Consider the following 25,333-nt stretch of genomic DNA (forward strand, 5'->3'; position numbering starts at 1 on the left):
CTGCAGGAGTGATTATATGAATGGAGGTTATTTGTGTTGAAGAAGAAAGTATTGGTCATCATTCCAGCCGTTGCCCTGATGTTAGCCCCCTTAGGAACGGGAACTTCAATTACCCAAGCAGCATCTAAGGGCAGTCAAACCCAGAAAATCGAAACGAAGGCGGAAACGCGCCCGACCCTCCGGAAAGGCTCGCGTTCTAGTTATGTAAGAGACTTACAGCAAAGCCTTAAAGATGTTAAATATAATGTAGGCGTTGATGGGATTTTCGGCACCCAAACACAAAATGTCGTAAGAGAGTTTCAAGTGGATCATAACCTGGGTTCAGATGGTATCGTTGGACCATTGACATGGGCAGCCTTAGATGAAAATAAGGTAGAAAGAAAACAGTTCACGGAGAAAGACGCGATTGCGTTAGGTAAAAAGAAGCTGGGTAACAATATCGTTTTCAGCGGTGATGGCAGATTGCTGAAAGACGGCAAAAGAAAATCATATTACAATTATAAAGCAGCTAATAAAGATTGGATGGATCAAGGCGGGTCAGGAACGATTGGGTGGTTCCACATTTACAAAGATGGCCGTGTAGTGGAACAATAATGGGATATACAATGGTCTCACTATAAGTGGGATTTTTTTATGTATAAGCATGGATTTTATAAGGGGAATGAATATATCTATATTTTTCTATAAATAACAAGTAAATACAGATATAATAGAAAGTGGACAGCAATTTGGTATAGTGGGCAGCGGTCACTCCTTTAATGAAAGGGGGTGTCGCTGGTGATTTCTATTATGGACGGACTGATGCTTATGATTTCATTTGCCTCTTTAATCGTCGCAGTAATCGCGGTTACATTAAAAAAGTAACCCCCTCCATACCATCCGGCCAGATGTATGTAGGAAAAGGGTTACTTTCATGATTGAGTAGCTACTGACTTACCACAGAAAGCCGCTGCTCTTTATGCAGTTTGCTGTTCATTAAGACGCTGGTCTAACCAGTGTCTTTTTTTTATATATGTTAGTTATCTTTATTATATCCTCATTTTACCTATACATTCAACTAATAAACATGGAAAGAGACTAAAATCCATTTCTCGATTAGCTTCTTAAATAACGAAGCTTTCGGATTTCAAAGGAGTTCCACTAAATCATTTCCAGTTTGAATAATTTCCTTCCTTTATAAGATACAATCGAAGGAATCAAACAAAGCAAGGCCATCGGTAAACAATAAAGAAGATAGAAGTGCCCCCCGTTTTCCAGCAAGGGAATATAGGCTAAAGCTGTAAAAAATAAGACGGAAAATATGATTGTGAAAATCCCGAAAGACTGATGATAGAACGCATGAATTTCCCTTCTTCGTTCCGCTTGATTGGGTAAAGTCATTGCTGCTTTATGCGTTCGAAGGAATAGGTACAAGGAGAACATTAGAAATAATGCGGAAAATGGTAAAGCGACTGCAAATAATGAAACGTCTAGAATGGAAAGATAAAAGCTGGATAAAAAGAATACCTCTGACACACCTAAGGCAAAACAATAATTGAAAATACTTATTCTATCAGGTTGTTTAAGCATGAAATCCCTCCTTCTATATCATATTATGCAACTGCTTACATGTTCACCACTTTGTCACATTTAAAAGGAAAATAAATGCACCAATTTCTACCCAAGAATGACCTAGATAGGCGCCGCTGGCTAACTGATCAGAGGTGTTTTTATTTATGCTTGAAGATGTTGAATAGAGTACTTCCTTATTACGAATAGTAATAAAATATCGGTTAAAGGGGGGAGTGCGCAATGACGGCAAAAACGGCAATTAAAGGAGTTCTGCTCGTTCTTCTAATGTATTTGCTTTATGTAGTGGTGACGGCAGTGGTTCTTTTCCCCAAAGAAGAAAAAGAAGAAGATAGGCCGATTAATCAAGTAAGTGCATATATGGGAGAGAAGGAAGCCACCGTGGATCGTGTCCTTCTTCTCGAAGACGGTTATGAGTCGGGACTCGCCCGAATGCGAATGATCCAGGAAGCCCAGAATTCAATCGATATTGCCTACTATGCTTTTGGAAAAGGCAAATCAACCGAACTTTTTCTTGGAGCCTTGATCGAAGCGGCTGACCGAGGTGTCAAAGTCCGAATCCTTCTGGATGGAATATCTCATGGACTCAGAGGTCAATTAAGCAGTGCCCGTTATGCATTGGCCTCTCATGAAAACATTGAATTAAGATATTACGAAACCTTTAAGCCATTTAAGCCGTGGACCTGGCATAATCGCCTTCATGATAAGATCATCACTGTAGATGGAAAGTTAGGCATCATCGGAGGGAGAAATATTGCCGATAAGTATTTAGCTAGCAAGCCGCCGAGGAATTTTGTCTATGACAGGGATGTACTCATTTTCAATGTTAAAGAGGAGAAAGATAGTGTAATCGTTGAAATGAAGGACTATTTGCATGAATTATGGACCCATCCGTATACGAGCGATGTTTTTTCGGACCTCTCGAAAAGGCAAACGGAGAAAGGAAAACGTGAAAGAGATGCATTAGCGAATCAATACAGTAAAGCTTTGAAAACTAATGTAGATTTCGTTAATCCTGCCGTCGATTGGAGCAAGGCTACAACACCTACTAAAAAAGTGTCCTTCATACATAATCCCATCGAACGTTTCAATAAACACCCAATTGTTTGGAGATCTCTAGTGGATCTTGCGGCGAATGCCAATCAATCGGTACTCATCCAAAGTCCCTATATTGTTCCTGCGGATGCCTTGAAGGAATATGTACCGAAGCAGATGGATTCAAAGGCTAATTGGACGATACTTACCAACTCGGTGGAATCAACCCCGAATGTGATCGCTTTTTCAGGGTACTTGGCGCTTAGGGATAGTATCGTTGAGACGGGCGCAAGGCTTTATGAATATGCAAAGCCTTATTCTTTGCATGGTAAATCGGTTGTCTATGATCAACGATTAAGTGCAGTGGGTTCCTACAATTTGGATTCTCGATCTGCCTTTTTAAATACAGAATCGATGGTGGTCATCGATAGTGAAAAATTTGCAGCGCAATTGACAGGAGCCATCGAGTCGAAAATCTCAACTAGTACACTCGTTGCGGACAATAATAAATATATAGAACCACCTGAAGATCAGAAAAAGGAAGAGTCTTTTTTTAAAGCCACCTTTTTAAATGCCCTCTCGAAAGTTACGGTATATTTGAATAGGTTCATTTGAATGATGACGAAAAGACAGCAATCACGGTTATTGTTGTCTTTTTAACCTTTTGCGGAGATTATCTTATGAATAGATGGGTAATTTGCTATACTTGAGCAAGCTAATCATAACAATCGTAAGGAGAACAGAAACATGCAAACATTACAGCATCTATCGAAACATATCGTCTATCTGCCGCCAGTTCAGGTAACCGATCGGCCGGTTCTTGCCGCCGTTACGGGAAACAAGAAAACGCTCATCATCGATGTCGGGAATTCCGTCCAGCATGCACAGCTCTTTAAGGACGAATTGCTTCGGAATGATTTAAGCGGGAATTTCCTTGTTCTTACCCATTCCCACTGGGACCATGTTTTCGGACTGGAGCATATCGGGATTCCGGTAATTTGTCAGGAAAAAACATACAACAACATTAAAGATATGCAGCAGCTTTCATGGGAAGATCAGGCACTTGATCAACGGGTCGAAGAAGGGACAGAGATTCCCTTTTGCGCCGATGCAATCAAATTGGAACATGGGACGAATAGAGAGATTTCCCTGCCCCTGCCCGATATCATCTTTGAAAAAAAGATGACAATCGATCTAGGCAATGTAACCTGTGTAATTGAACATGTCGGCGGCGACCATGCCAAAGATTCCTGCATCATTTATGTTCCAGAAGAAAAAACATTATTTCTGGGAGACTGCCTTTATGCCAATCTTTATGCTGAAAAATGGAATTTCACGGCTGAACAGGCATCTCTGCTCGTTAAGAAAATTGAAGCCTATGATGCCGATACATATATACTCTCCCATCATGAGCAGCCTTGCACGAGACTGGAAATGGAGGCGGAGCTTAAGCTAATGAAAGAATGTGCCAGAACCGTAGTCGAACATCGGGGAAACCGAGCTTTAATGGAGCAGGAATTGGCTAAAGAGTTAAACCGGGATTTAACTGAAGATGAGCTCGAAACGATTGGATTTTTCGTGAATGGGTACATTGAGTGATTTGAGCACCTGGTAAGTTAAAGAACACAAAAAGTTAAACACTTTTATTATAAAGGTTTGGGTTTGGTAATGGGCTCATACCCTTTAATTTGACCTTTTTCCGCAACGGACCTACACAAAATCGATAATAATCGATATTAGTACTGAAACAATAAGAACGGATAGGAAGCCTGATATAATTTTCCCTGCTTTTGCTCCGCTATTATCGGGATGAATATGACCAATAATAAAGGAAGGGATGAAAAATATAGCTGAATAGATCATTGTATAATGAATGCCTGTATCTCCATTTGACCAAGCGCTTAGGCCGCTATTATTTAGAATAGTATCTCCAATGCAAAATTCATCACCAAATCGAAAGGTAAACAATATTCCGATTAAACATAGCGCGAAAGAAAGTGAACCTAATCCGATATCTTTTGTTTTCCTAACGGCAATAGTTTTCATGTGTATCTCCTTGCTTACAGGAATCTCCTGAATTTAAAAACACCAAATTATGGTTTTTGTAGTTGTAACATAACTCAGCAAGTACTTAAATCCCTACACCTGTATCAGAACCCAAATAGACCACTATAAAAACTGCACCTCCAATTGTTAGATGGTGTCTAACAATTAGGGTGCAGTTCTAATTAATTATGAGCTTTTTCCAAAGCTAGTTTTATCCCGAAACCAATCAAGACCGTCCCGGTTATACCCTCGAAAATCGCTTGGGTTTTAGGCTTTTTCATAAAAGCACTGATCTGGTTCAACAGATAGATATAAAATACAAACCACATTGCAGTTAAAACGGTATACGTAATGCCCATGATCAGGAACGGTAAAAACGTATCCTTGCCAGGATCCACGAACTGAGGCAGAAACGTTAAGAAGAAAACGGCCACTTTAGGGTTCAGCAGATTGGTAAGGAACCCTTGCTTAAAGCAAGACTGGTTTTCGTACCTACTTTTGACTGACGTTTCCGCCGCTGCAGCCACTTGCTTATTCCTTAATCCCCATAAGGTCTTGAAGCCTAGATATACCAAGTAAACGGCACCGACATATTTGAAGATGGAAAATAGTAAAGCGGATTTCACAATGATTGCCGAAAGTCCGAACACGGCAGCTGATGTATGGATAAGCAGGGCACAGCATGTGCCGAACATGGTTTTAAAACCTCCCGACGTCCCCACGGTAACGGTGTTCCTTGTGGCTATTGCTGTATCTGGACCAGGTAAAATGATGAGAAGAATGCACATGATGATGAACAAATAAAAGTTTTCCATATTCGAACCTCCACTCTTAGTGATGAATTCTGAAAATTATAACATAGATGTACTTGGTTTAGGGAGATAAATTCGATAGAGAGGGGGAATCGTCGGCTTGACTAATAAATACGGTGTTTAATGAAACAAAAAAACAAGCCAAATCATTTTTTGATCTGGCTCGTTTTTTTTATTAATTCAATACCAACACTGTTATATATTAGGGTAACTTTTTCAACACAGCACGTACCGGACTTCCATCTGCTTCAACTAATGGAAGTGGGAGGGCTGCCAACTCATAATTCCCTGGTCCTATATCATCCAATACAAGCCCTTCCAAAATGTGAATTCCATGACTGGCAAGCTCATGATGGGCAGACAGTTCTTTACTATCCAATGGATCTACGGATGGCAAATCAAGACCGATAAGACGAACACCGAGTTCTGAAAGATATGCCGCTAATTCTGGTTGGATATGAGGAATGGTTTGTGGAAACACACGTTTATCCTTCCATGCGTCTGTCCGAATTAACAGACGGGTCACGCCTTGTAGATCCAGATTGGATAATTCATTGACTCCAATGCTCGTTCTGTTTGGTAAATGGATGACTCGGGCATTCCCCATATATAAATCGAGATCCAGTTCAATCACTCTTTTTCCATCGTTATCAAAATGAAAAGGTGCATCAATATGGGTACCAGTGTGAATGCTCATATTGATTTGACCTACATTGACAGATCCACTCTCTTCTTTACTCCAATTGACTTTGTATGAGAAAGGTGTATCTCCAGGCCAGACTGCAACGTTTTCATCCAGACGTTGTGAAATATCAATCCATGTTCCCATGCATCTTACCTCCATATCTTCTGGCTGTTGCTTTCTTTAAAAAATAACCTGCCTATTTTCCTCTTATAGCTTCGTTCTTAGGCTCCAAAGTTCTGGGAAAAAGTGTTGGTCCAAGGCTCTTTTTAAATAGTTGACACCTGATGATCCGCCAGTACCTTGTTTATTACCAATAATCCTTTCCACTGTGGTCATATGATTAAAACGCCATAATTGCTGTTGATGGCCAATGTCCACTAACTTCTCGCCCAACTCATATAAGTCCCAATATTGCTCGACATCGCGGTAAACTGTCAGCCACGCTTCTTCTACACTGGTATTTGGTTCATATTTTTGTGACCAATCCCTGTTAATCGCTTCTTGATCAATGGGTAATCCACGCGCCACAAGGGCATTAATCGCCGCATCATAAATACTTGGCTCATTAAGGGCCTCCAGCATTTGTTCGTATAGGTCTGTCTGATGTTGATAGACAGATAGCGTATGGACATTTTTGTTTCCTAGAGCAAATTCAATCAAACGATTCTGATAGGATTGGAATCCGGAAGATTGTCCAAGTTTATCCCTGAACTCCATGTATTCAGCTGGTGTCAAAGTTGAAAGGACATTCCATGACTGAATCAATTGCTGCTGAATCCTTGAAACACGCGACAGCATTTTAAACGAGGGTTCCAACTTGTTTTGGCGAATAGACTCAGTAGCAGCTGCCAATTCATGTAAAATGAGCTTCATCCATAGCTCACTCGCTTGATGGATAATGATAAAAAGCATTTCATCATGATGATCGGAACATCTATGTTGACTAGTTAAAATCTTATCAAGGTGGAGATAATCTCCGTAAGACATCGATTTTTGAAAATCGGTTTGAATTTCTTTCTCAAGCCCAGTTATTGTTTGTCCATTGTTATCCATATTCTTCATTCCGCAATCCCCTCACTTTTCATATAAAAAACTGTGATCAATTTTTTCCGTCATTCTATTCTATCTTCTCTGCCAGAGTTTCCTCCACTACATTATGATTAATATTTCTTCTTTTCGAAATAAAATAAGCGACAGATAAAAATAGTAACCAAGGAATCCCGAATTGAAGCATGATTTTGAAATCCGTAAACCATGAAGTAATCATCAAACTAAATAGAAGAACGGCTCCTAGTATCGTTAAATAGGGGAAACCGATCATCCTTACCGGTAACTTGCGTCCGCCCGTTTTATCCCATTTCACCCTGAAAAACAAATGGGAAATGAAGATCATAAGCCATGTGAACATGGCACCGAACATGGAAATCCCCATCATGAAGGCATAGGAAGAACCAGGAAGTAACGCATGAACACCTGCAGCGATAAAAATCCCCGTTGAAGAGACAGCAAGTGCTTTTGTCGGAACACCCTTTTTGTTTAACTTTCCTAAAAAGCTAGGTGCATTTTTCCCACGTGCCAATGAAAACATCATACGTGTTGAAGCATAGAGCTGAGCGTTCATGGCAGAAACGGCAGCCGTTAAAATAATAAAGTTCATGATCCCGGATGCACCTGGAATGTTCAATATTTCCATCACTTTTACGAATGGACTTACCTCGATCCCAGCCGTTTTCCACGGAACGATCATCAACATGATCCCGATTGTCAGCACATAGAAAGTGGATAAACGGAACACAGTAGCTTTTAATGCTTTTGGAACAGCTGCATCTGGATCTTTTGCTTCCCCTGATGTAACCGCTATCAATTCAGTTCCAAGAAAGCTGAATAAAGAAATGAATACGGCTATCCACATACCCTTCAAACCAAATGGGAAAAAACCGCCTTCATTCACGAAGTTTTCCGGTCCTATATGTGGCTGTTCGGATGAACCGAATAGTACATAGGCTCCAAGAAGGATAAAACCAACAATGGCACTTATTTTAATAAAGGAGAACCAATACTCAAATGTAGCGAATGTATTCACGCTGGTAGCATTTACATAAATCAGGACACCTGCAAACAACAAAATCCATACGATTCCCGGAACGGCCGGAAACCAATAATTCATATATACGCTGACTGCACTCACTTCAACCCCAACAGCCAAAACATTGCCAATCCAATAGGAATAGCGGACAAGATAGCCTGCCATGGGAGTCATGTACTTTTCAGCAATGGCTCCAAAAGATCCGGAAGTAGGATGGGCAACCGTCATTTCGGCTAAACAGCCCATCAATAGTAAGACAATGAACGCCCCGAGAGCATAACTAAGCAAAACACTTGGCCCTGCAGCTTGAATGGCAAGCCCGCTGCCAAGGAATAGCCCCGTCCCGATGGCACAGCCCATCGCGATCATGGAAAGCTGGCTTGTTTCTAACTCACGTTTTAATCCTTTCTCTGGCTCATCTTTAATGTTCAATTGAGTATTTTTGTTCTCCATAGTTCATCCCCTTTTTATCCAAAAGACTTTATCCTGCCCTAATGGGCAGTCAGTTTTAAGCGTAGACTAATGACGGGCTGATTCAACTAACCATTGGAGGGAAGAAGCCTCATCTGCCGAAAAAATTCAATTTATGCAACCACTTCACGTTCATTCTTGAATTTTTCGTATTGTTTTTCTGACATGATTTTCTTGAGTATTTGTACCACTTCCCAAACTTCTGCGTAGGAAGTATATAGTGCAACTGGAGCAAGGCGAATGATATTGGGTGCGCGGAAATCGGGAATGACACCGTTTTCCTTCAATGCCTTACATATCCGTGCAGCTTCTTTATGCTCAAGGCTTACATGACCGCCGCGACGTATGTCTTCTCTAGGCGTTCCAATGAAAAAACCCATGTCTTCCAATTCGAATTCGACTAAATCCATTAAATATTGATTGATTTTCAGTGATTTTTCGCGAATATTCTCAATTCCCGCTTCTATAAAAATGTCTAATGACCCAATCAAAGGTGCACAACTTAACACATGCGGCGTTCCAATTTGATATGCGCCTGCTGATTCAGCTGGTGTTAAGGTATGTTCCATATCGAATTGTTTTTCTTTTTTGGAGCCGAACCATCCAGCCAATCCAGGCATCGTTCCAAAATGTTTTCGATTTACATATAAACCGCCAACACCGCCAGGACCGCCATTCAAATGTTTATAATTGCACCAATACGCAAAATCCACACCCCATTCGCTGAATGAATGCGGGATAGCACCAATAGAATGACATCCGTCAAAACCGATTACTATTCCTCTATTATGAGCTTCCTCAGTTAATCGTTTCATATCCAATATTTGACCGCTGCGATAGAGGACTGTAGGCAAGATGATCAAAGCGATGTCATCAGTCATTGCTTCGATGATGTCATCCTCTTCAAGAAACCTTCCATCGCGGCTTTTCACGCGGATAAGATCGATTTCCGGATTGTATCCATGTGTACGCAGCTGACTTTGAAGAGCATAAATATCAGTCGGAAAGGTTAGTTCATCTGCCAAAATTTTTGTACGCATGCCTTCCGGCTTATAAAAAGTAGCTACAAGTTGATGCAGATTTACAGTTGTGGAGCCGGTTACAATAACCTCCTCGGGAGAAGCTCCGACCAATTGGGCCATCTTCGCGCCCAATTTCTCTGCCATGAAAAACCATGGGTGATTCCCTTGTGTCCATCCATCAATCCCATGTTCCTTCCAATCTTCCAAAGATTCCAAAAGAGTGCGTTCAGCCCTTTTCGAAAGAAGCCCCAATGAGTTTCCATCCATATATATCGAATCCGGCTTTAAATAAAACTCTTCTCGAAAACCTTTAAGTGTATCTATCTCATCCAATTGTTTTGCATAATCCAACGTGAATTCTGAAACCATAATCATCCTCCTATATTAGTTTATCTAATATTCTAGGAGAATCGTACCAAAGAATATGACATGATGTCAATAAGTTAATTCAGAAAATTATAAAGATTAAACTATTCATAAAAAACATTTTCCAACAAATGTTTTTTATTTTGAGTAAAATCCATTATGCTAGAAGATAAGGGGAGGAATAGGCATGGATAATGGTAAAGTAGGGGATAAACGACATTTGCGCTCAATCATGACACGTCAAAAGTTATTGGAAGCTGCAAAGGAAGTATTTCTTGAAGAAGGTTTTCAAGCTGCGGTTATCTCCCAAATGATCAAAAGGGCAAACATCGGATACGGAACTGCCTATGTTCATTTTAAAGGAAAAGAGGATCTTTTAATTGTACTAATGGAGAACGTAATGGAGCAATTTTACGAAATTGCCGAGACCTCTTTCTTTCCAAAATCAAAAGACGAAGCAAAACATATCATAAACAAACAAGCCAATGCATTTTTAAAAATGGCAGAGGCTGAACGCTATATGATGCAAGTTTTCGAACAGGCCATTGGGGTTTCAACCGTCATATCAGATAAATGGAAAGCGATCCGCATGAAGTTCATCCAGCGAATTTCAAAGGACGTCGCCTACGCACAGCAAAATGGACTGGCAAGAGCTGAACTGAACCATGAGCTTGTGGCAAGAGGGTGGTTTTTCACGAATGAAATGTATCTTTGGGAAATTGTCCGAAACGAACATAATAGTTCTGTCGAAGAAATTGCTCAAACCATCACGTCAGTTTACGTCGAAGGTTTGTATTTGTAATGATAATAGCAGTGCAAAAATCTTCCGGTTATATACAATCGGAAGATTTTTATTTTCAGCATAAATAGCAAAAACAGCTGAATTCACGAGTAAAGTGTCCAAACTCACGAGTAAAACAGCTAAATTCACGAGTAAATCATCAGAATTCACGAGTAAAGTGTCCAAACTCTCGAGTAAACCATCCAAATCCACGAGTAAATCATCAGAATTCACGAGTAAGCCGTCCAAACTCACGAGTAAGCCGTCCAAATTCACGAGTAAAGTGTCCAAACTCACGAGTAAAACAGCTAAATTCACGAGTAAAGTGTCCAAACTCACGAGTAAATCAGCTAAATTCACGAGTAAGCCGTCCAAACTCACGAGTAAACCATCAGAATTCACGAGTAAGCCGTCCAAACACGAGTAAAACAGCTGAATTCACGAGTAAAGTGTCCAAACTCACGAGTAAACCATCCAAATCCACGAGTAAATCATCAGAATTCACGAGTAAAGTGTCCAAACTCTCGAGTAAACCATCCAAATCCACGAGTAAATCATCAGAATTCACGAGTAAGCCGTCCAAACTCACGAGTAAACCAGCTGAACTCACGAGTAAACCATCAGAATTCACGAGTAAAGCGTCCAAACTCACGAGTAAATCAGCTAAATTCACGAGTAAATCATCAGAATTCACGCGTAGCGTCCAAATCCACGAGTAAACCATCCAAACTCACGAGTAAATCATCAGAATTCACGATCAAAACGCCCCTCATTAGCCTGGGACTTACAGCGTCTACGCCTTAAGTCTTACTAGAAAATATAGCTAAGGCTCATTATACGAACTTGTAAAAGTAGATAAGATATAAACAAGGAAAGGAGGACGAAAACAATGAAGAAATTTGGTTTATTTATTGTAGGACTGATCGCATTATTCCTGTTACTGGCGAATGTGGGTCCATTGATCAGCCTGGCGATTTGCTTGGCGATCCTATACTTTGGATTCAAGCAGTTCATGAAGTCCGAATCGACAGGGGCAAAGGTTGCGTGGGGATCAGTCTCCATTATCGTGCTAATCGTTTCTATTTCCCATATCCCGGCAATATTGGGATTGGTGGCAGCTTATGTTCTTTACCTGGTTTATAAAAAATGGAATGAAAATGATGAAAGTGCATCATCGAATGAAAATGACCCATTCTCAAATTTTGAAAGAGAGTGGAAAGAGTTGAATAAGAACTAATAGAAGGGATGGAATTGAAATGGGTAATTTATTTTCAAGAATGAAACAAACGATTTCAGCGGATTTTCATGACTTGTTGGATAAGAAGGAGCAAAAAAATCCAATTGGGATGTTAAATCAATATTTGCGTCAATGTGAGCAGGAGACAGAAAAGGTCGGTAAGCTGCTTGAACGTCAATATCTTTTGAAAGAAGAGTTCACGCGTGAATATAATCAAGCGCAAAATCTAGCTGAAAAACGTAAGCATCAGGCGGAAATTGCTAAGCAGTCGGGAGAAACCGATTTAATGGAATTTGCCATAAAGGAAAGCCAGCACTATGAGGATCGGGCGCTTAGTTTGAAGGAGGCGCATAAAAGTGCAGAGGTTCAGTTGGATGAACTGGAGCGGAAGTATGAAGAAATGAAGCATAAGCTGAAGGATATGCATCTAAAGCGGTTGGAACTGATGGGCAGGGAGAATATTGCCCGGGCAAACAACCGGATCAATCGGGTTTTGGACGGAAGCAGTTCCGACGCGAAACCGGTAGCGATGTTTGAAGAAATGGAGCATTATATCGATCGCATTGAGCACCATGTCCATACAGATTTTAATCGGCATACGATCGATGCCAGGATTGTCCAGCTTGAAAAAGAATTGGAACAGAAAGAAGCGTAAACGTACATTGAAGAATTGCTGTTATCCCCTGGCTTATTGGAATGGAGGGCGGGGGAAAACAGTCTTCAGAACGTGATAATTTCATGGTATTCTTAAAAGGCACGGGTTCCTGTGCCTTTTAAGAATATCATGATCATACAGGGGAGGCGAACCGATGTTGAACAAGATGAAGACGGACTATATGGGATGGATATTTCTCATCGGAGTCGTCCTGCTTTTTTTAGAGATTTCATTTACGGGTGGAGGTCTCCTTTTTTCCATCGCTTTTTCGATAGGATTTATCTATTTAGGCAGGAAATTCACAAAACGGTCAATCGGGAAAATCCTATTTTTTATAGGGCTGATTTCCCTTATCATCACAGTCTTGAATATGTTCGTCTTTAGATTTTTCCTTATGGCGATCCTCATTTACCTTTTGCTTTTATATTATCAGTCCAAAAAGAACCCTGATTGGATCAGTCCCATTTTAACCAATGAGGATTTGGACGAAGAACGGATCAAGAAGGAACGATTGCTGAAAACCGATTATCTATTTAAAAATAAGTTGTTCGGTCATCAACAAACGGCCGAACATGTATATGAATGGAATTCCGTTAATGTTCAGGGCGGGGTCGGTGATACGGTTATCGATTTAAGCAAAACGATTTTACCGAAAGGCGACGCTGTCATTTCCATTAGGAATATCATTGGCAATATCACTGTCCTTGTACCATATGGCATCGAAATCAGGGTCCATCATTCTGTCGTTGCAGGCAGGGCCCGAATCTTTGAAAATAAGCCTGAATCCAGGGTCTTTAATCAAATTTATTCCTACCAAACGGAAGGGTTCAATGAAACGGATCACAAGGTTCATATCATCACTTCAATCCTAGTTGGGGATTTAGAGGTGAAGCGGGTATGAGCATAATGACACGGCAGATATTGACTGCCCTTGGTGTTTCTTTTGTTCTTTCCCTAGCTTTGCCGACGGTGGTTTTTTTTATCTTTCCTTTATCCGACTGGAGTTTATTGTGGGAGAAAGTGGTCATGGGGTTACCCTTCGTCATATTCCTGCCAAGTCTGGTCATTACGGTAGGGCTGATCTATGGAGTCGTTTCGGGGATGTTTTGGAAGAGGCAGCTGGAAAGGGTGGATGAAGGGCTTCATTTACTTGAACAGGGCCGCTTACCTTCGCAACAGGAGACGTTTCCGGTCCAAGAAATGGCTAAAATGGTGGAACGGATGCATCTGATTCATAAGCAAATCAATGAGCAGACTAAATTATCGCAAAAAATGGCGAATGAAAAGGCCATTGATCAGGAGAAACAGATCCAGGAAATCGTTTCCCAGGAACGAAACCGTTTGGCGCGGGAACTGCATGATTCGGTGAGTCAGCAATTGTTTGCCGCTTCGATGTTCATGTCGGCCATTACCGAGTCACAATCCGATATGGAAAAAACGGAAATGAAACAATTCAAGATAGTGGAAGAGATGATTCATCAATCCCAGCTCGAGATGAGGGCTTTATTGCTTCACTTGAGACCCGTTGCATTAAAGGGAAAATCTTTACAGGAAGGAATGAAGGAACTCCTTTTGGAATTGGCCCAAAAAGTAACGATGGATATAAATTGGAAGATGGAGCCTGTCACTCTGGATAAGGGGATTGAAGACCATCTGTTTCGGATTTTACAAGAATCGATTTCCAATACACTAAGACATGCAAAAGCGGATTCGCTTGAAGTGCTATTGATCGTTCGTGATGGGCTGATCATTTTACGGATAACGGATGATGGTATCGGTTTTAAAGTCGAAGAGTCGAAAACGGGATCATATGGTCTGCAAAACATGCATGAACGGGCTGTTGAATTAGGCGGAACGATGCAGCTTGTTAGCGTTCCGAATAAAGGAACGAAACTTGAAGTGAAAATCCCATTATTAAATGCTGGAGGTGATCATGATGATTAAAGTATTATTTGTCGATGACCATGAAATGGTAAGAATAGGGGTATCGGCCTATTTATCCGCACAGGCGGATATCGAAGTGATTGGGGAAGCGGACAATGGTATGAAAGCTGTCGAACTGGCAATGGATTTGCGTCCGGATATCATTTTGATGGATTTGGTCATGCCGGAAATGGACGGCATAGAAGCGACGAAACGAATTATCGAAAAATGGCCTGAAGCAAAGATCATCATTGTGACAAGCTTCCTTGATGATGAAAAAGTTTACCCGGCATTGGAAGCCGGAGCAACGAGCTATATGTTGAAGACATCTAAGGCCAGCGAGATTGCGAGAGCTGTCCGTTCCACGTTCCAGGGGCAAAGCGTACTTGAACCGGAAGTGACGGGGAAAATGATGGAAAAGTTGCGTCGTCCAAAGATTTCACAGCTTCATGATCAATTGACCAATCGCGAAATGGAAATTTTACTGCTGATGACACAAGGGAAATCGAATCAGGAAATTGCGGATGATCTATACATAGCCCTGAAAACAGCCAAAGTGCATGTCAGCAATATATTAAGCAAGCTTGCCGTGCAAGACCGTACGCAAGCAGTGATTTACGCATTTAAGCATTCGCTCGTACAAGAAGAACAGTGAGAGCGTCTATTTACCAATAGGTGAAAGTTTGTTATATTAAGGGAATTATCCCACTATATTGGAAAGTTCTTTTCACTATCAGGGGTTGCTGCGGCAGCCTTTTTTTCTTGGATAATAAATCAGCTTAAAAGCAGAAAGCGGGTGAATGATGTTAAGAGTCATCTTAGAATTATTTCGTATCGTCACCATTATTTTCGTTATTGGAATGATTTTGGGGTTCATCATTAATTCAATCTATGCGATTTTTGGTATAACCGTAGAGAATACCACGGGCGGATGGATGGTTGGTCTGGCAATTTTTCCATTACTTTATGTACTCTATAAAAATCGGCTTCAATTTTCAGGGTTCTATAAAAATGGCGGACAAGTAAAACTCTCAAAAAGGACAACTACAATTCTGCTTTGCATCTCCGTGCTAATGTTAACGGTTGCCCCCTTATTTCGCTAATGGAAACTACATTCGAATGCAAAAAGAGCATGTTTTGATCAAAACATGCTCTTTTTTATACCGTTTTTTGGATTATACAGCTTCTTCTGCAGTATCGAGCCTCTTGCCATATATCCGATAAAGAACCAAAGCAAATATCATTCCTATGAAGGAGATGGAGGAGATGAACAGGTAAAGGGTCTTGCCTCCGAAAGCCCCATATATGGCTCCGCCTATATAAGAAGCAATGATTCCCGAAACCCCGAAGAATAGCAGCGCCAGTACCGTCTGGCCTGTAGCACGCCATTCCACCGGAACGATCCGATACAGATATTGGATGGCGGCCGAGTAGAAAATGGGGAACGTCAATAGCTGCATGACCTGCAAATAAGCTAATAGCTGTGGATCGGTTATCCACGCAGAGACGAAATAACGGATAAAGAAAAACGCTGCTGCAAACGAAATGATGATGATTTCCTTACCCTTGCGCAGCCACCAGAAGCTTAGGGCGAATACAACGATTTCACTTCCTGCCGCTAAGAACCAGGTCAAGCCTACAAGCTTGGCACTTCCTCCAAGTTCCCGGATATACACTCCGAGGAAAGTATCGTTCATCCTTGCTGGAACAGCACAAATAAACACCAATAACAGAAAGAGAAGTGTCTCTTTATTGCTGAAAAAGTGCTTAAGACTGCTTAAAGTGACAGGTTTCCCCGAAACGGGTGCATCAGGCATCATCCAGCTGACGATGAAGCTGATCAAACCTATGCCGGCAAAAAGGAAGGCCAGGCTGTTAGCTCCGAAATATGACATAACATAGCCGGTGATCAGTGAAATGACCGCATAACCCAAAGCACCATATGTCCGGATGGAACCGTAACTGATCCCGGATTTCTCTGCAATCGTGAAGTTGAGGCTTTCCGTCAGGGGATCGATCGGCATCAGAAAGAAATATAGCAGCATGGCAAACAGGATGAGCTGAATATAACTGCTTGAGTCATAGAGAAAATAACCGATTACGCTCGAGAAAAAGATGAGTAACAACAGGACTTTTCGTATAGTCCTCGTTTTGTCGCTGATCATTCCCCATAAAGGCTGGGTGATGAGGGTGACAAAACCTCCTGTACCGATGATGAATCCGATTTGGGCTGGACGCAAACCTTGATCAGCCAGATAAACTGGGAGAAACGGAATGAAAATGGCAAGCAGTCCAAAATATAAAAAGTTAAAACTTTTTAATAATCGTAATGCTTTCATAAAAAGTATGATACCTCACGTGTTCTATAGATTGGTTGATTAACCTTGTTATTGTAACATTGATGACAGAATTTGAGAAAATAGTTTTAATATTAATGGATGGAAATAAAATGGTAGAGTTGGTTTCGAGGTGGAATTTCACTTTTTTAAAATGGATGTAAATGATAGAATTAACACTTATTGTTAAATGCAAGGAGTGGTGTAAATAATGGATCAAAACACAAAAGTGGTTCAAGAGTTGAGTTGCAGGAATTGAAGCAAAAAGTCGGTCATCTTGAAAACCTATTAACGGAGCAAGCGAATAAAAAGGAAAAAGCAGGACCCCTTCGAATCTTCATGGATGCAGTAGTCTCTTTGCTATTCGGCTTAATTATTGTAGGACCGGTTGTGGTGGTTGTCGTTGGGGTGTTGATGGTGGCTGCATCATGGTTAGGGATAGGGTTTTAATAGTTTGATTTGATTAGGCAAACATTATCTGAGCAAAGAGAATACCCAAATAAAAGGTCATTAATTGTTGCAAGAGGACTGAATATAGAGCCTAAAAATGAAAGTGATGTTGGTTGGCTATTTTTATGGAAGACTTTAGATAAGGAACTTTTAGAACATTACGGACTTTCATAGAAAAAGATAAAGGGACAAAAGATGTCCCTTTATCTTTCACTAAAAATCAACATTAAAATTTAACAGAGCCAAGATTAAAGTATCAGTATGTCCAAGATTTAGAGATTAATTGCTATTATTGAAGTTTTTGCACCAGAACCGCTGTTAATATTATTTAACCTTAATAAAGATTGGGTTTGAATAAAACCAGAGATCTGACCATGGATTTTCATCTTTTGGATCCATTTTCGGCTCTAACTCGTGAGTATTTGTTCCCCGTACGCGAATGTAACTATTTGGATTGATATCGTCTAGTTTATAAGATACGGTAATATATTCACCATGACGTTTGAATTCTTTTTCGTTAAATCTTTTGATTACTTTTGTTGTAGGATTCTTGTCATCTTTACTCTCTCCTGTAATCTCACCCATAATTAAGTCAACACGGTTTACTTTTGGATTTTCCTTATTTGCATTTTTGCTGTTTGGATCACGGAACGTAATCTCAACTTTTAAGTTGTTTCGATTATGCTTCGAAATAACGATTTCTTCACCAATTTCAGCCGTTTTTTTCTTTGTGTTTACTGTCACATCTAATTCGCTGATTAAATCACCCGTTGTGACAAACATCCTTCCATTACGCATAGATTCCATAACATCATTATAGTCTTTTTCTGCTTTTACATAAGTCTTTGTATATTCGCCAGGCCAAAATTCTCGTCCACCATCAGAAAAATGTTCATGCATATCAGATGTACCAGTAATCCAATATTTTCTTCCCTCACCCAACATTGCATCCCAGAATCCGCCTAATGTAGCAGACATTTGATCGTAACCGCCAAGCGTCGGAGCTTTTTCATAAATTCCTCTTCCCCGTTTTTCTTCACTATAGAAATCAGCCTGGTGTCCTGGTGCGCCTTCCATTCCTGTAAAAATTGATGGTGCTGCTTCATTCCATCTTCTTAACTCTGCAGGAGATGTTTTTCCATCATAAACCCCAATATCTGAATGATCGCGCGCTGGATGGTTAGCAAACACTAAAGGTTGATCTTTCTTAGGAAGAGATGCCATGTATTGGACAGCCCGATCCATCTTAGCCTCATTATTATCCTCTGGATTTCCAGGAATTTCTCCTCGGCCAAATTCTTTTTCAATTCGATATAAACTATCGGATTCATTTGCATTTTTTGGCATAATTAAAGATACATGGTCTGCCCCGGCCGGATTAAATTCCAGCCCGTAAAAGTGTAATAAATCAGGATGTTTTTCACGGGATTTTAGAACGTCTGGATAAGCGCCCACCAAGTTATCCGCTGAATGATTTGGTCCACCATGATCTGTGGTTACGATCCAATCAAGACCAAACTTTTTAGCCATTTCTGCCTGTTTCTCGATCGGATAAACTGCATCTCCACCTTTGATAGCGGTGATTGGATTTTGAGTATAATCGTATTTAAAGCTCCATTCCGTATGAATATGATGGTCTCCAGCAAGCCATGTGCTTTTATCTTTTTTTTCTGAACTTTCCGCTTCTGTATCAGTCAATATAAATCCTGTTGCAGATATAAGAAAACCGGCTGCCAATGTTGCTGCTACAGGAATAGACTTTTTCCTCTGAAAGAATTTCATAGAATATAGCTCCCTTTGCTAGTAATTTAGAATCTTTTAAATTATATTGATTGTTTGTTATTAAAAAATTAATTTAATGTAAATATTTTATAAAATTCGAGGTCCTCCAATGCCCTCCTTTAGAAGAAGCTTCTTAGTTTGCTCTATTGTGGAGAATAGAAAGAGCATGTTTTGAAACAAGTTGATCAAAACATGCTCTTAGTTATTTAATAGATTATTATTTTTATAAAAAAATTAATTTAAAGTAAGTATATGATTAGCGGTAAACAATAATAGATGGTCAATGTCTTGGTATTAGAAGCGCACTTTCAACTCCCAAATAATGATGATAGAGACAATTAAGCAGAGCGATGCAGGGATGATCATTGCAAGCGATTGATGAGCTCGGAAAATGTGTGCATGAATAGCTCAATAATCCTGATCCAACAGCCAACCAGCGATACCAAATCCCACCGAACATCCCAAATGCCCCAACAATTTCGAGAAACCCGGTAACAGACAGGAACCACAATGGGTATTGATAATGCTGCCAATGTTCTACCTGAAAGGGTACGGCGTAACAGGTGCGTTAGCGCCAAAATAAAGCCACAAAGTGCCTTTATTTTAAATAGTATTTTACTGTTTCAAAAAGCTTTCCAATCATGATTTCCGATGATTTGTTTCTTTAAAAATATTATCCTAAGAAAATTATTGACAAATTTACTTCGAGTCCGTATAGTATTGGATATTATTAAAAATATTCAGATTTAATTTTTGAAACGCAATGATCAGGAGTAGTAAAAGCATATTATTCGGTAAAGAGAGCTGCGGGTTGGTGCAACGCAGTCCAATGATTCTTTGAACTTGCCTGGGAGTGGTAAAGCGGAAGATTAGATGTAATCTACTCTTTTGTTTTAACGATTGACCTTCGTTACAAGGTTTTTAGAGCAGGGTTCGAAAAGAGCCAATAAGAGTGGTACCGCGGTAAGCTTAAGGCATATCGTCTCTTTCTTCATTTGATTATGAAGGAAGAGACGATATGCTTTTTTTGATTTTTGGGAGGTTAGGATATGGAAACTGAAAAACGGAATTTACAGAGGACAATGACTTCAAGGCATATTACGATGATGGCATTGGGCGGTGCCATCGGCGCAGGTTTATTTAAAGGAAGCAGTTCAGCCATTGATATGGCAGGACCATCAGTAATCGTTGCTTATTTGATAGGAGGCATCATCCTATTATTCATCATGCAAGGTTTAGCTGAGATGGCGGTCCGCAATAGCGGTGCACGAACATTCAGGGATTTGGTCCAATCGATTTTAGGAAAGTATCCTGCCTATTTCCTGGATTGGATCTATTGGAAAATGTGGGTATTGAACATCACGGCCGAATCAGTGGTTGCGGCGATTTTCATTCAATATTGGCTGCCTGGATATCCGATCTGGATTCTGGCATTAGCTGTTTCGGTGTTAGTTACTGCGGTTAACTTGCTGTCGGTAAAGGTTTTTGCTGAAACGGAGTACTGGCTTGCATTAATTAAAATTACCGTCATCATTGTGTTTATCATGGCTGGATTATTGTTACTGCTCGTGACTTTTGGTGATCATACAGCGGTCGGTTTCTCTAACTTGACTGAGCATGGCGGTTTCTTTCCGAATGGATCGACAGGTTTAATCACGGCGATGCTGGTGGTAATCTATTCATATGGCGGTACGGAAATCATCGGGGTCACATTGGCTGAAACGAAAAATCCTGAAAAAGTTGTTCCAAAAGCCGTTCGCAGTACATTGGTCAGGATCATTTCTTTCTATATCATTCCATTTTTCATCATCGTTAGCTTGATTCCTTGGAACGAAGTAAACGGTGTGCCGGAAAGTCCGTTTGTGATGGTCTTTCAAATGATAGGGATTCCAGGTGCCGACCATATTATGAACGCCGTCGTTCTACTGGCAATCATTTCATCGATGAACTCTGGATTGTATGGTTCATCCCGCGTACTGTATACACAAGCCGTGGACGGTCGCATTCCGAAAATCTTTTCACGTTTATCCAAGAAGAAAGTTCCTGTTTACGCAATATTAATGTGTACGTCCGCTTTATACGGCGGTGTACTGATTTCCTTGTTTGCAGGAAGCAAGACTTTTGATTTCCTAATGGGATCGCTGGGATATACCGTATTATTCATCTGGTTGATCATTGCATTCGCCCATTTGAAATCACGTAAACAACAGTCCGGAAAAACAAGTGGCTATGCAGTTAAATGGTTCCCGTATACGACATGGGCTGCGATCATCGCTTTAATAACGATCCTGATCGGAATCATTTTCACGACATCCATAATCGTAACGATCATTACACTTTGCATCTATATCTTCATTACCTTGACGTATGTATGGAAAAGAAGGCTTAACAAGATCTAGCAGTAAGCGGGGCATAAATAAAGTTTCAGTTTCAAGCCGTGGTATGCATACCATGGCTTTCCTTATGTCATGCAGCTGAATGGGAATTTAGTTATTTTTGGTCTACAACTGGAAAAGTAAGAGATATCCATTTTACTAGTTCATGGGAATCATTAACTTTAGCATATTAATAATCAATCTAGCGAAAAATGTTGTATAATAATCTTTGGAAATTACCCAATATATTGAAAGCCGGAGCGAGCTATGAAAAACAATCCTATCTTATCCTTTCACCCGCTATGCTATTTATTACTTTTAATGATTACTAGTTCCATCTACTCGGTAATCAATCAATCTTCAGGTCACGCTGTCGATGTTACGACTATAATAGATGGGGAGATTCCCTTTATTAAAGAATTTGTCGTTCCATATTTACTTTGGTATCCGTATATTTATGGATTGCTGATTTACTACTGTTTTGTTGACCGTAAGCACTATTTTGTGGCATTAGGCAGCTTGATATCGGGGAAACTTCTCTGTTTTCTTGTATATTGCCTATGGCAATCGACAGTCCCGCGTCCAGAAGTGGTGGGGAACGATATCTTTGCCCATTTAATGCGATTCGTTTATAGTCATGATCAACCTGTCAACTGTCTGCCGAGCATTCATGTACTGACTACATTCATCATGATGATCGTCGTCCATAAGCGGAAAGAACAGCATAAATGGGAGTATGCCAGTGTCACTGCATTCGGAACACTGATTATCCTTTCCACGCTATTTACGAAACAGCATGCTGTATTGGATGTGCTGGCCGGAATACTCCTTGCATATGGGGTGTATGCTTCTATCCAGTATATGTACCAAGCGTTTTCGGCTTATCAGGCCAATCATTATCCAGCGAGGCAAATAAAAAAATGATCTCAGGCCACATTACATGAAAAATGCCACTGTAAGATATTCGCTCCCGTGAGCTGATATTTTACAGTGGCATTTTGTGTTTCTATTAAGGATTTGGATATTTATGCTAAATTATATATGGTATTATCTTTTTAACCGAATTGAAACAGTGGAGGGGAGGTAAAAAATGACTCATTATCTTAATCGAATTGCTGAAGACTTAGTTAAAGAGAAATTGGAAAAGTATTGGCCGGGTTTTGAACTTGTTGCTTATGCATTATATGATAAGAGAAATGTTTATCTATTCAATCATCCTAAATTTAGTAGCAATCAACAAGGTAGATTTCATATTTTAAGAGGGGATGTACAGTTTACTGGAGATACAATCATTATATATGAAGAATATCCCACTGCGATTGTCAATATGGAATCATATGAGGAATATGAAGGTTTGTATTCAATACTGATTCACGAATTATTTCACGGACATCAGTATATAAAAAGTGAAAAACGGTTTCCAGATGAAATGATGGGAATTACATATCCGTTGTCAAAAGGTAATGTGGAATTACGAAATCAGGAAAGAACAAATCTTTATAATGCATTGTTGGAAAATAACATAATTAAGAAGAAACAATATCTTAATACTTTCATTGCCTTAAGAGAAAAAAGAACAGCCAAGATTAGAGGGTACCTAACATATGAAAAATTAATTGAAACCATTGAGGGACCTGCGTTGTATGTGGAATTAAAGGCTTACTCGGAAAAAAGCCCGCTTGATTACGATTCAGTTTTAAGAAAGTATGGACAGGACTTAATAAACAAATATGAATCTACTTCTAATATAAGAAGGAGTAGTTATAGTTCCGGCTTGTTTATGTGCTTGTTACTCGAAGAGCTTTCGCCAGGTTGGATGGAAAGTTTTTTTGATATAGAAGATACATTATATGACCTATTAAAGCAGCAGTCCGGTGACTATATGGAAAATTCAATAGCTGATGTTAAAATAAGTTCTGAAACAGAGGAAGTCGTTAATTTTGCTATGGAAAAGAGATTTAAAGCATTTGAAGAGTTTAATGAACAAGCAGGTATTCATCTATATATTGAAGGGGAAATAACTGCTAAATCCTTTGACCCTATGAATATCATCCCATTAGAAGATAGACTTTTACATAAGAGCTTTATAAAAGTAAGAATGAACAATCAAGATTTTCTTATTCAACAACCTGTTATTGCCCATGTTGATAATGGAATTCAAAACATAAATAAATTACACCTGATATTAGAGAATGCCCCCATTGAAAACATTGATTCGATTACAATTAATGATGTTGGAGAAATAAAGGGAAGATATAAGAAACAAGAAAATATCTTGCATTTACTTATTGATTAAAATGTATCCTCAACTTATTAAACTATCATGTTTAACTATAAAATGGACAGTAAAGTGAGCTTGGAGATCACTTTACTGTCCATTATTTATATGAAATCTTTTCGGGAGTGTCCCTTTTTGTTAAATCGCCAAAAATTTTAAAACGCAAAAAAGAATAAATCTCACTACAGGAATAATAAGGAATTAATGACTTGCAATACAAGGTAATAAAATGTAAAATAAAGTATATCTTGCTTTGCAAGGTAAATATTTTTGGGCCCAATACCTTGTTATACAAGACAAAGGAAGAAGTGATTCAATATCCATGTCATCAACTCAAATGCTTAAAGGGATTTTGGAAGGTTGTCTGTTAGCGATCATTAAAGAAGGGGAAGTTTATGGGTACGAATTAGCCGAGAAGCTTGGGGAATATGGGTTTGATTCTTTAAGTGAAGGTACCATCTATCCCTTATTAATACGCATGCAGAAAGAAAAATTAGTCAATACCACTTTAAAGAAATCAACAGCAGGACCTAGCCGGAAGTATTACTCGTTATCTGAAAAAGGCGAGAGCGAACTGGAAGTCTTCATTGACCGCTGGGATAAGCTAAGTTCAAATGTAAATAAAATAGTGAAAAACAAAGGGGGAATGTAGCGGTGCTTGATGTTAACAAAACGTTATCCAAGGAGAGTCAAACCTTTTTGGAAAACCTCAGATTATATCTTTTTTCGAGTGGGAAGAAAAAAGATGCAATTGAGGATATCATTGAAGAGTTAGAGGTCCATCTTTTTGAAGCGGAGTGTGATGAAAAAAGTGTAGAACATATCATAGGCAGAAGTCCAAAAGAATACATGAAACTTCTTTCTGATGAAATGTCAGTTGATTTTAAGGGATGGTTTAAATATATATTGATAATTTTATTTGGGGCATTTTCCTATTTGATTATTGATAAGGCTTTAAGTGGTGGAATTGAATTTTCGTTTTTGGAGATCATCGGTTATCCTATGGCTGGAATCCTTTCAATATTAGTTTATATGATATCTTTCAGGTATATGGCGAGGCATAAATTATCCATGTTAAAGCAAGGTGTACTCCTATTTGCCCTAGGCATGATTTCGATAGCATTGTTTGCAGGTATAATTATTTTTAGTGGAATTCATAGCACAACTTTTATAAAGCTTGAAAACACTGGTACTATTGTTGCTGTAATACTAGCCATTTCTATATTCATCCTCATATCCATATGGAGTAAAAGCTGGGTTTCCATCATCATTCCAATATTGCTTTTTGTACCAAAACTTTTATTGACCAATTATCAAGGGAACGTAAATTTGATATTGAGCAGTATCATAACGATGCTGGGTATCCTTCTTTATTGTGGATATACCATCAAGAAAACCAAAAGTGATTGAAGTGATTATATAGT

At 39.6% G+C, this 25,333-nt stretch carries 27 protein-coding genes, 1 pseudogene and 1 other annotated feature; of the genes and pseudogenes, 16 read left to right on the plus strand and 12 right to left on the minus strand.

The genetic code is table 11. The annotated features are described in order from the left end of the window. Nucleotides 1-33: 33 nt before the first annotated feature. Complete coding sequence (locus QUF86_RS11890; protein ID WP_289315159.1) at nucleotides 34-594, plus strand: peptidoglycan-binding domain-containing protein; 561 nt, start codon at nucleotides 34-36, stop codon at nucleotides 592-594. A gap of 546 nt (nucleotides 595-1,140) precedes the next feature. Here QUF86_RS11890 and QUF86_RS11895 read toward each other — a convergent pair. Further along, nucleotides 1,141-1,569: a hypothetical protein gene (locus QUF86_RS11895; RefSeq protein WP_289315160.1), complete on the minus strand. Its 429-nt coding sequence runs from the start codon at nucleotides 1,567-1,569 to the stop codon at nucleotides 1,141-1,143. A gap of 222 nt (nucleotides 1,570-1,791) precedes the next feature. Here QUF86_RS11895 and QUF86_RS11900 point away from each other — a divergent pair, with 222 nt between their 5' ends. Next, complete coding sequence (locus QUF86_RS11900) at nucleotides 1,792-3,219, plus strand: phospholipase D-like domain-containing protein (protein WP_289334458.1); 1,428 nt, start codon at nucleotides 1,792-1,794, stop codon at nucleotides 3,217-3,219. A 132-nt stretch (nucleotides 3,220-3,351) separates the two neighbouring features. After that, complete coding sequence (locus QUF86_RS11905; protein ID WP_289334459.1) at nucleotides 3,352-4,203, plus strand: MBL fold metallo-hydrolase; 852 nt, start codon at nucleotides 3,352-3,354, stop codon at nucleotides 4,201-4,203. A 111-nt stretch (nucleotides 4,204-4,314) separates the two neighbouring features. On the opposite strand, the gene QUF86_RS11910 is transcribed toward QUF86_RS11905, so the two are convergent. The 6 genes from QUF86_RS11910 to kynU form a co-directional block, all read right to left on the minus strand. Next, on the minus strand, nucleotides 4,315-4,650 hold the full coding sequence (locus QUF86_RS11910; RefSeq protein ID WP_289334460.1) for a hypothetical protein: 336 nt from the start codon (nucleotides 4,648-4,650) through the stop codon (nucleotides 4,315-4,317). Nucleotides 4,651-4,832: 182 nt separating this feature from the next. Next, nucleotides 4,833-5,465, minus strand: coding sequence for a LysE family translocator (locus tag QUF86_RS11915; RefSeq protein ID WP_289315164.1), 633 nt, complete (start codon nucleotides 5,463-5,465; stop codon nucleotides 4,833-4,835). A gap of 199 nt (nucleotides 5,466-5,664) precedes the next feature. Then, the gene (gene kynB / locus QUF86_RS11920; protein WP_289334461.1) at nucleotides 5,665-6,291 is read right to left on the minus strand and encodes an arylformamidase; all 627 of its coding nucleotides are present in this window, start codon (nucleotides 6,289-6,291) and stop codon (nucleotides 5,665-5,667) included. Between the two features lie 63 nt (nucleotides 6,292-6,354). After that, nucleotides 6,355-7,209: a tryptophan 2,3-dioxygenase gene (gene kynA, locus QUF86_RS11925; RefSeq protein ID WP_289315166.1), complete on the minus strand. Its 855-nt coding sequence runs from the start codon at nucleotides 7,207-7,209 to the stop codon at nucleotides 6,355-6,357. A 55-nt stretch (nucleotides 7,210-7,264) separates the two neighbouring features. Further along, a complete protein-coding gene (locus tag QUF86_RS11930) occupies nucleotides 7,265-8,686 on the minus strand; it encodes an amino acid permease (protein ID WP_289315167.1) in 1,422 nt (473 codons plus the stop codon). A gap of 131 nt (nucleotides 8,687-8,817) precedes the next feature. Then, complete coding sequence (kynU, locus tag QUF86_RS11935) at nucleotides 8,818-10,095, minus strand: kynureninase (RefSeq protein WP_289334462.1); 1,278 nt, start codon at nucleotides 10,093-10,095, stop codon at nucleotides 8,818-8,820. Nucleotides 10,096-10,279: 184 nt separating this feature from the next. Between kynU and QUF86_RS11940 the strand changes: the two genes are divergently transcribed. Further along, the gene (locus QUF86_RS11940) at nucleotides 10,280-10,894 is read left to right on the plus strand and encodes a TetR/AcrR family transcriptional regulator (RefSeq protein ID WP_289334463.1); all 615 of its coding nucleotides are present in this window, start codon (nucleotides 10,280-10,282) and stop codon (nucleotides 10,892-10,894) included. On the opposite strand, the gene QUF86_RS11945 is transcribed toward QUF86_RS11940, so the two are convergent. Further along, nucleotides 10,865-11,275 (minus strand): hypothetical protein, encoded by a 411-nt coding sequence (locus QUF86_RS11945; RefSeq protein ID WP_289334464.1) that lies wholly within the window; start codon nucleotides 11,273-11,275, stop codon nucleotides 10,865-10,867. The two genes, QUF86_RS11940 and QUF86_RS11945, sit on opposite strands and share 30 nt — an antisense overlap. Then, entirely contained in the window at nucleotides 11,265-11,567 is a 303-nt protein-coding gene (locus QUF86_RS11950) for a hypothetical protein (RefSeq protein ID WP_289334465.1), read from the minus strand. The genes QUF86_RS11945 and QUF86_RS11950 overlap by 11 nt, the downstream gene beginning before the upstream one ends. 195 nt (nucleotides 11,568-11,762) lie before the next feature. Between QUF86_RS11950 and QUF86_RS11955 the strand changes: the two genes are divergently transcribed. The 6 genes from QUF86_RS11955 to QUF86_RS11980 all read left to right on the plus strand — a co-directional run bounded on the left by QUF86_RS11955 (nucleotide 11,763) and on the right by QUF86_RS11980 (nucleotide 15,791). After that, a complete protein-coding gene (locus QUF86_RS11955) occupies nucleotides 11,763-12,110 on the plus strand; it encodes a lmo0954 family membrane protein (protein WP_289315174.1) in 348 nt (115 codons plus the stop codon). A 19-nt stretch (nucleotides 12,111-12,129) separates the two neighbouring features. Then, nucleotides 12,130-12,765: a PspA/IM30 family protein gene (locus tag QUF86_RS11960; protein ID WP_289334466.1), complete on the plus strand. Its 636-nt coding sequence runs from the start codon at nucleotides 12,130-12,132 to the stop codon at nucleotides 12,763-12,765. Nucleotides 12,766-12,919: 154 nt separating this feature from the next. Beyond that, nucleotides 12,920-13,666 carry a cell wall-active antibiotics response protein LiaF gene (gene liaF / locus QUF86_RS11965; RefSeq protein WP_289315176.1) on the plus strand — a complete coding sequence of 249 codons (747 nt, stop codon included), beginning with the start codon at nucleotides 12,920-12,922 and terminating at the stop codon, nucleotides 13,664-13,666. After that, nucleotides 13,663-14,709 (plus strand): sensor histidine kinase, encoded by a 1,047-nt coding sequence (locus QUF86_RS11970; RefSeq protein ID WP_289334467.1) that lies wholly within the window; start codon nucleotides 13,663-13,665, stop codon nucleotides 14,707-14,709. The genes liaF and QUF86_RS11970 overlap by 4 nt, the downstream gene beginning before the upstream one ends. Then, entirely contained in the window at nucleotides 14,702-15,343 is a 642-nt protein-coding gene (locus tag QUF86_RS11975) for a response regulator (protein WP_289315178.1), read from the plus strand. The genes QUF86_RS11970 and QUF86_RS11975 overlap by 8 nt, the downstream gene beginning before the upstream one ends. Before the next feature lie 148 nt (nucleotides 15,344-15,491). Beyond that, the gene (locus QUF86_RS11980; protein ID WP_289315179.1) at nucleotides 15,492-15,791 is read left to right on the plus strand and encodes a hypothetical protein; all 300 of its coding nucleotides are present in this window, start codon (nucleotides 15,492-15,494) and stop codon (nucleotides 15,789-15,791) included. 72 nt (nucleotides 15,792-15,863) lie between these two features. On the opposite strand, the gene QUF86_RS11985 is transcribed toward QUF86_RS11980, so the two are convergent. Further along, nucleotides 15,864-17,027 carry an MFS transporter gene (locus tag QUF86_RS11985; protein ID WP_289334468.1) on the minus strand — a complete coding sequence of 388 codons (1,164 nt, stop codon included), beginning with the start codon at nucleotides 17,025-17,027 and terminating at the stop codon, nucleotides 15,864-15,866. A 180-nt stretch (nucleotides 17,028-17,207) separates the two neighbouring features. On the opposite strand from QUF86_RS11985, the gene QUF86_RS11990 reads away from it, so the two are divergent. Further along, complete coding sequence (locus QUF86_RS11990) at nucleotides 17,208-17,474, plus strand: hypothetical protein (RefSeq protein ID WP_289334469.1); 267 nt, start codon at nucleotides 17,208-17,210, stop codon at nucleotides 17,472-17,474. A 324-nt stretch (nucleotides 17,475-17,798) separates the two neighbouring features. Here the strand turns inward: QUF86_RS11990 and QUF86_RS11995 are convergent, their stop codons facing one another. Then, complete coding sequence (locus tag QUF86_RS11995) at nucleotides 17,799-19,256, minus strand: CehA/McbA family metallohydrolase domain-containing protein (protein ID WP_289334470.1); 1,458 nt, start codon at nucleotides 19,254-19,256, stop codon at nucleotides 17,799-17,801. Nucleotides 19,257-19,550: 294 nt separating this feature from the next. Then, nucleotides 19,551-19,809: pseudogene (locus QUF86_RS12000) on the minus strand (DoxX family protein); the annotation flags it as partial. Between the two features lie 201 nt (nucleotides 19,810-20,010). Further along, nucleotides 20,011-20,246, plus strand: a binding site (T-box leader). 59 nt (nucleotides 20,247-20,305) lie between these two features. Here QUF86_RS12000 and QUF86_RS12005 point away from each other — a divergent pair. The 5 genes from QUF86_RS12005 to QUF86_RS12025 all read left to right on the plus strand — a co-directional run bounded on the left by QUF86_RS12005 (nucleotide 20,306) and on the right by QUF86_RS12025 (nucleotide 25,319). After that, complete coding sequence (locus QUF86_RS12005; RefSeq protein ID WP_289315181.1) at nucleotides 20,306-21,655, plus strand: amino acid permease; 1,350 nt, start codon at nucleotides 20,306-20,308, stop codon at nucleotides 21,653-21,655. Between the two features lie 243 nt (nucleotides 21,656-21,898). After that, nucleotides 21,899-22,555: a phosphatase PAP2 family protein gene (locus tag QUF86_RS12010; RefSeq protein ID WP_289315182.1), complete on the plus strand. Its 657-nt coding sequence runs from the start codon at nucleotides 21,899-21,901 to the stop codon at nucleotides 22,553-22,555. A 166-nt stretch (nucleotides 22,556-22,721) separates the two neighbouring features. After that, a complete protein-coding gene (locus QUF86_RS12015; RefSeq protein WP_289334471.1) occupies nucleotides 22,722-23,927 on the plus strand; it encodes a hypothetical protein in 1,206 nt (401 codons plus the stop codon). A 304-nt stretch (nucleotides 23,928-24,231) separates the two neighbouring features. Further along, nucleotides 24,232-24,561, plus strand: a complete 330-nt coding sequence (locus QUF86_RS12020; RefSeq protein ID WP_214770658.1) for a PadR family transcriptional regulator — start codon at nucleotides 24,232-24,234, stop codon at nucleotides 24,559-24,561. Nucleotides 24,562-24,563: 2 nt separating this feature from the next. After that, nucleotides 24,564-25,319, plus strand: coding sequence for an HAAS domain-containing protein (locus QUF86_RS12025; protein WP_289334472.1), 756 nt, complete (start codon nucleotides 24,564-24,566; stop codon nucleotides 25,317-25,319). Nucleotides 25,320-25,333 lie beyond the last annotated feature (14 nt).

This window comes from Peribacillus sp. NJ11 (genome assembly GCF_030348405.1).
In the GTDB taxonomy this organism is placed as follows: Bacteria; Bacillota; Bacilli; order Bacillales; family DSM-1321; genus Peribacillus.

Bases quoted from the DNA above. Each gene is read 5' to 3' on its own strand.
- QUF86_RS11955 (WP_289315174.1), top strand. From the start codon at position 11,763: ATGAAGAAATTTGGTTTATTTATTGTAGGACTGATCGCATTATTCCTG.
- QUF86_RS11930 (WP_289315167.1), bottom strand. From the start codon at position 8,686: ATGGAGAACAAAAATACTCAATTGAACATTAAAGATGAGCCAGAGAAA.
- QUF86_RS12005 (WP_289315181.1), top strand. From the start codon at position 20,306: ATGGAAACTGAAAAACGGAATTTACAGAGGACAATGACTTCAAGGCAT.
- QUF86_RS11910 (WP_289334460.1), bottom strand. From the start codon at position 4,650: ATGAAAACTATTGCCGTTAGGAAAACAAAAGATATCGGATTAGGTTCA.
- QUF86_RS11905 (WP_289334459.1), top strand. From the start codon at position 3,352: ATGCAAACATTACAGCATCTATCGAAACATATCGTCTATCTGCCGCCA.
- kynA (WP_289315166.1), bottom strand. From the start codon at position 7,209: ATGAAGAATATGGATAACAATGGACAAACAATAACTGGGCTTGAGAAA.
- liaF (WP_289315176.1), top strand. From the start codon at position 12,920: ATGTTGAACAAGATGAAGACGGACTATATGGGATGGATATTTCTCATC.
- QUF86_RS12015 (WP_289334471.1), top strand. From the start codon at position 22,722: ATGACTCATTATCTTAATCGAATTGCTGAAGACTTAGTTAAAGAGAAA.
- QUF86_RS11895 (WP_289315160.1), bottom strand. From the start codon at position 1,569: ATGCTTAAACAACCTGATAGAATAAGTATTTTCAATTATTGTTTTGCC.
- QUF86_RS11985 (WP_289334468.1), bottom strand. From the start codon at position 17,027: ATGAAAGCATTACGATTATTAAAAAGTTTTAACTTTTTATATTTTGGA.
- kynU (WP_289334462.1), bottom strand. From the start codon at position 10,095: ATGGTTTCAGAATTCACGTTGGATTATGCAAAACAATTGGATGAGATA.
- QUF86_RS11915 (WP_289315164.1), bottom strand. From the start codon at position 5,465: ATGGAAAACTTTTATTTGTTCATCATCATGTGCATTCTTCTCATCATT.
- QUF86_RS11940 (WP_289334463.1), top strand. From the start codon at position 10,280: ATGGATAATGGTAAAGTAGGGGATAAACGACATTTGCGCTCAATCATG.
- QUF86_RS11980 (WP_289315179.1), top strand. From the start codon at position 15,492: ATGTTAAGAGTCATCTTAGAATTATTTCGTATCGTCACCATTATTTTC.
- QUF86_RS11975 (WP_289315178.1), top strand. From the start codon at position 14,702: ATGATTAAAGTATTATTTGTCGATGACCATGAAATGGTAAGAATAGGG.
- QUF86_RS11900 (WP_289334458.1), top strand. From the start codon at position 1,792: ATGACGGCAAAAACGGCAATTAAAGGAGTTCTGCTCGTTCTTCTAATG.
- QUF86_RS11970 (WP_289334467.1), top strand. From the start codon at position 13,663: ATGAGCATAATGACACGGCAGATATTGACTGCCCTTGGTGTTTCTTTT.
- QUF86_RS12010 (WP_289315182.1), top strand. From the start codon at position 21,899: ATGAAAAACAATCCTATCTTATCCTTTCACCCGCTATGCTATTTATTA.
- QUF86_RS11960 (WP_289334466.1), top strand. From the start codon at position 12,130: ATGGGTAATTTATTTTCAAGAATGAAACAAACGATTTCAGCGGATTTT.
- QUF86_RS11995 (WP_289334470.1), bottom strand. From the start codon at position 19,256: ATGAAATTCTTTCAGAGGAAAAAGTCTATTCCTGTAGCAGCAACATTG.
- QUF86_RS12020 (WP_214770658.1), top strand. From the start codon at position 24,232: ATGTCATCAACTCAAATGCTTAAAGGGATTTTGGAAGGTTGTCTGTTA.
- kynB (WP_289334461.1), bottom strand. From the start codon at position 6,291: ATGGGAACATGGATTGATATTTCACAACGTCTGGATGAAAACGTTGCA.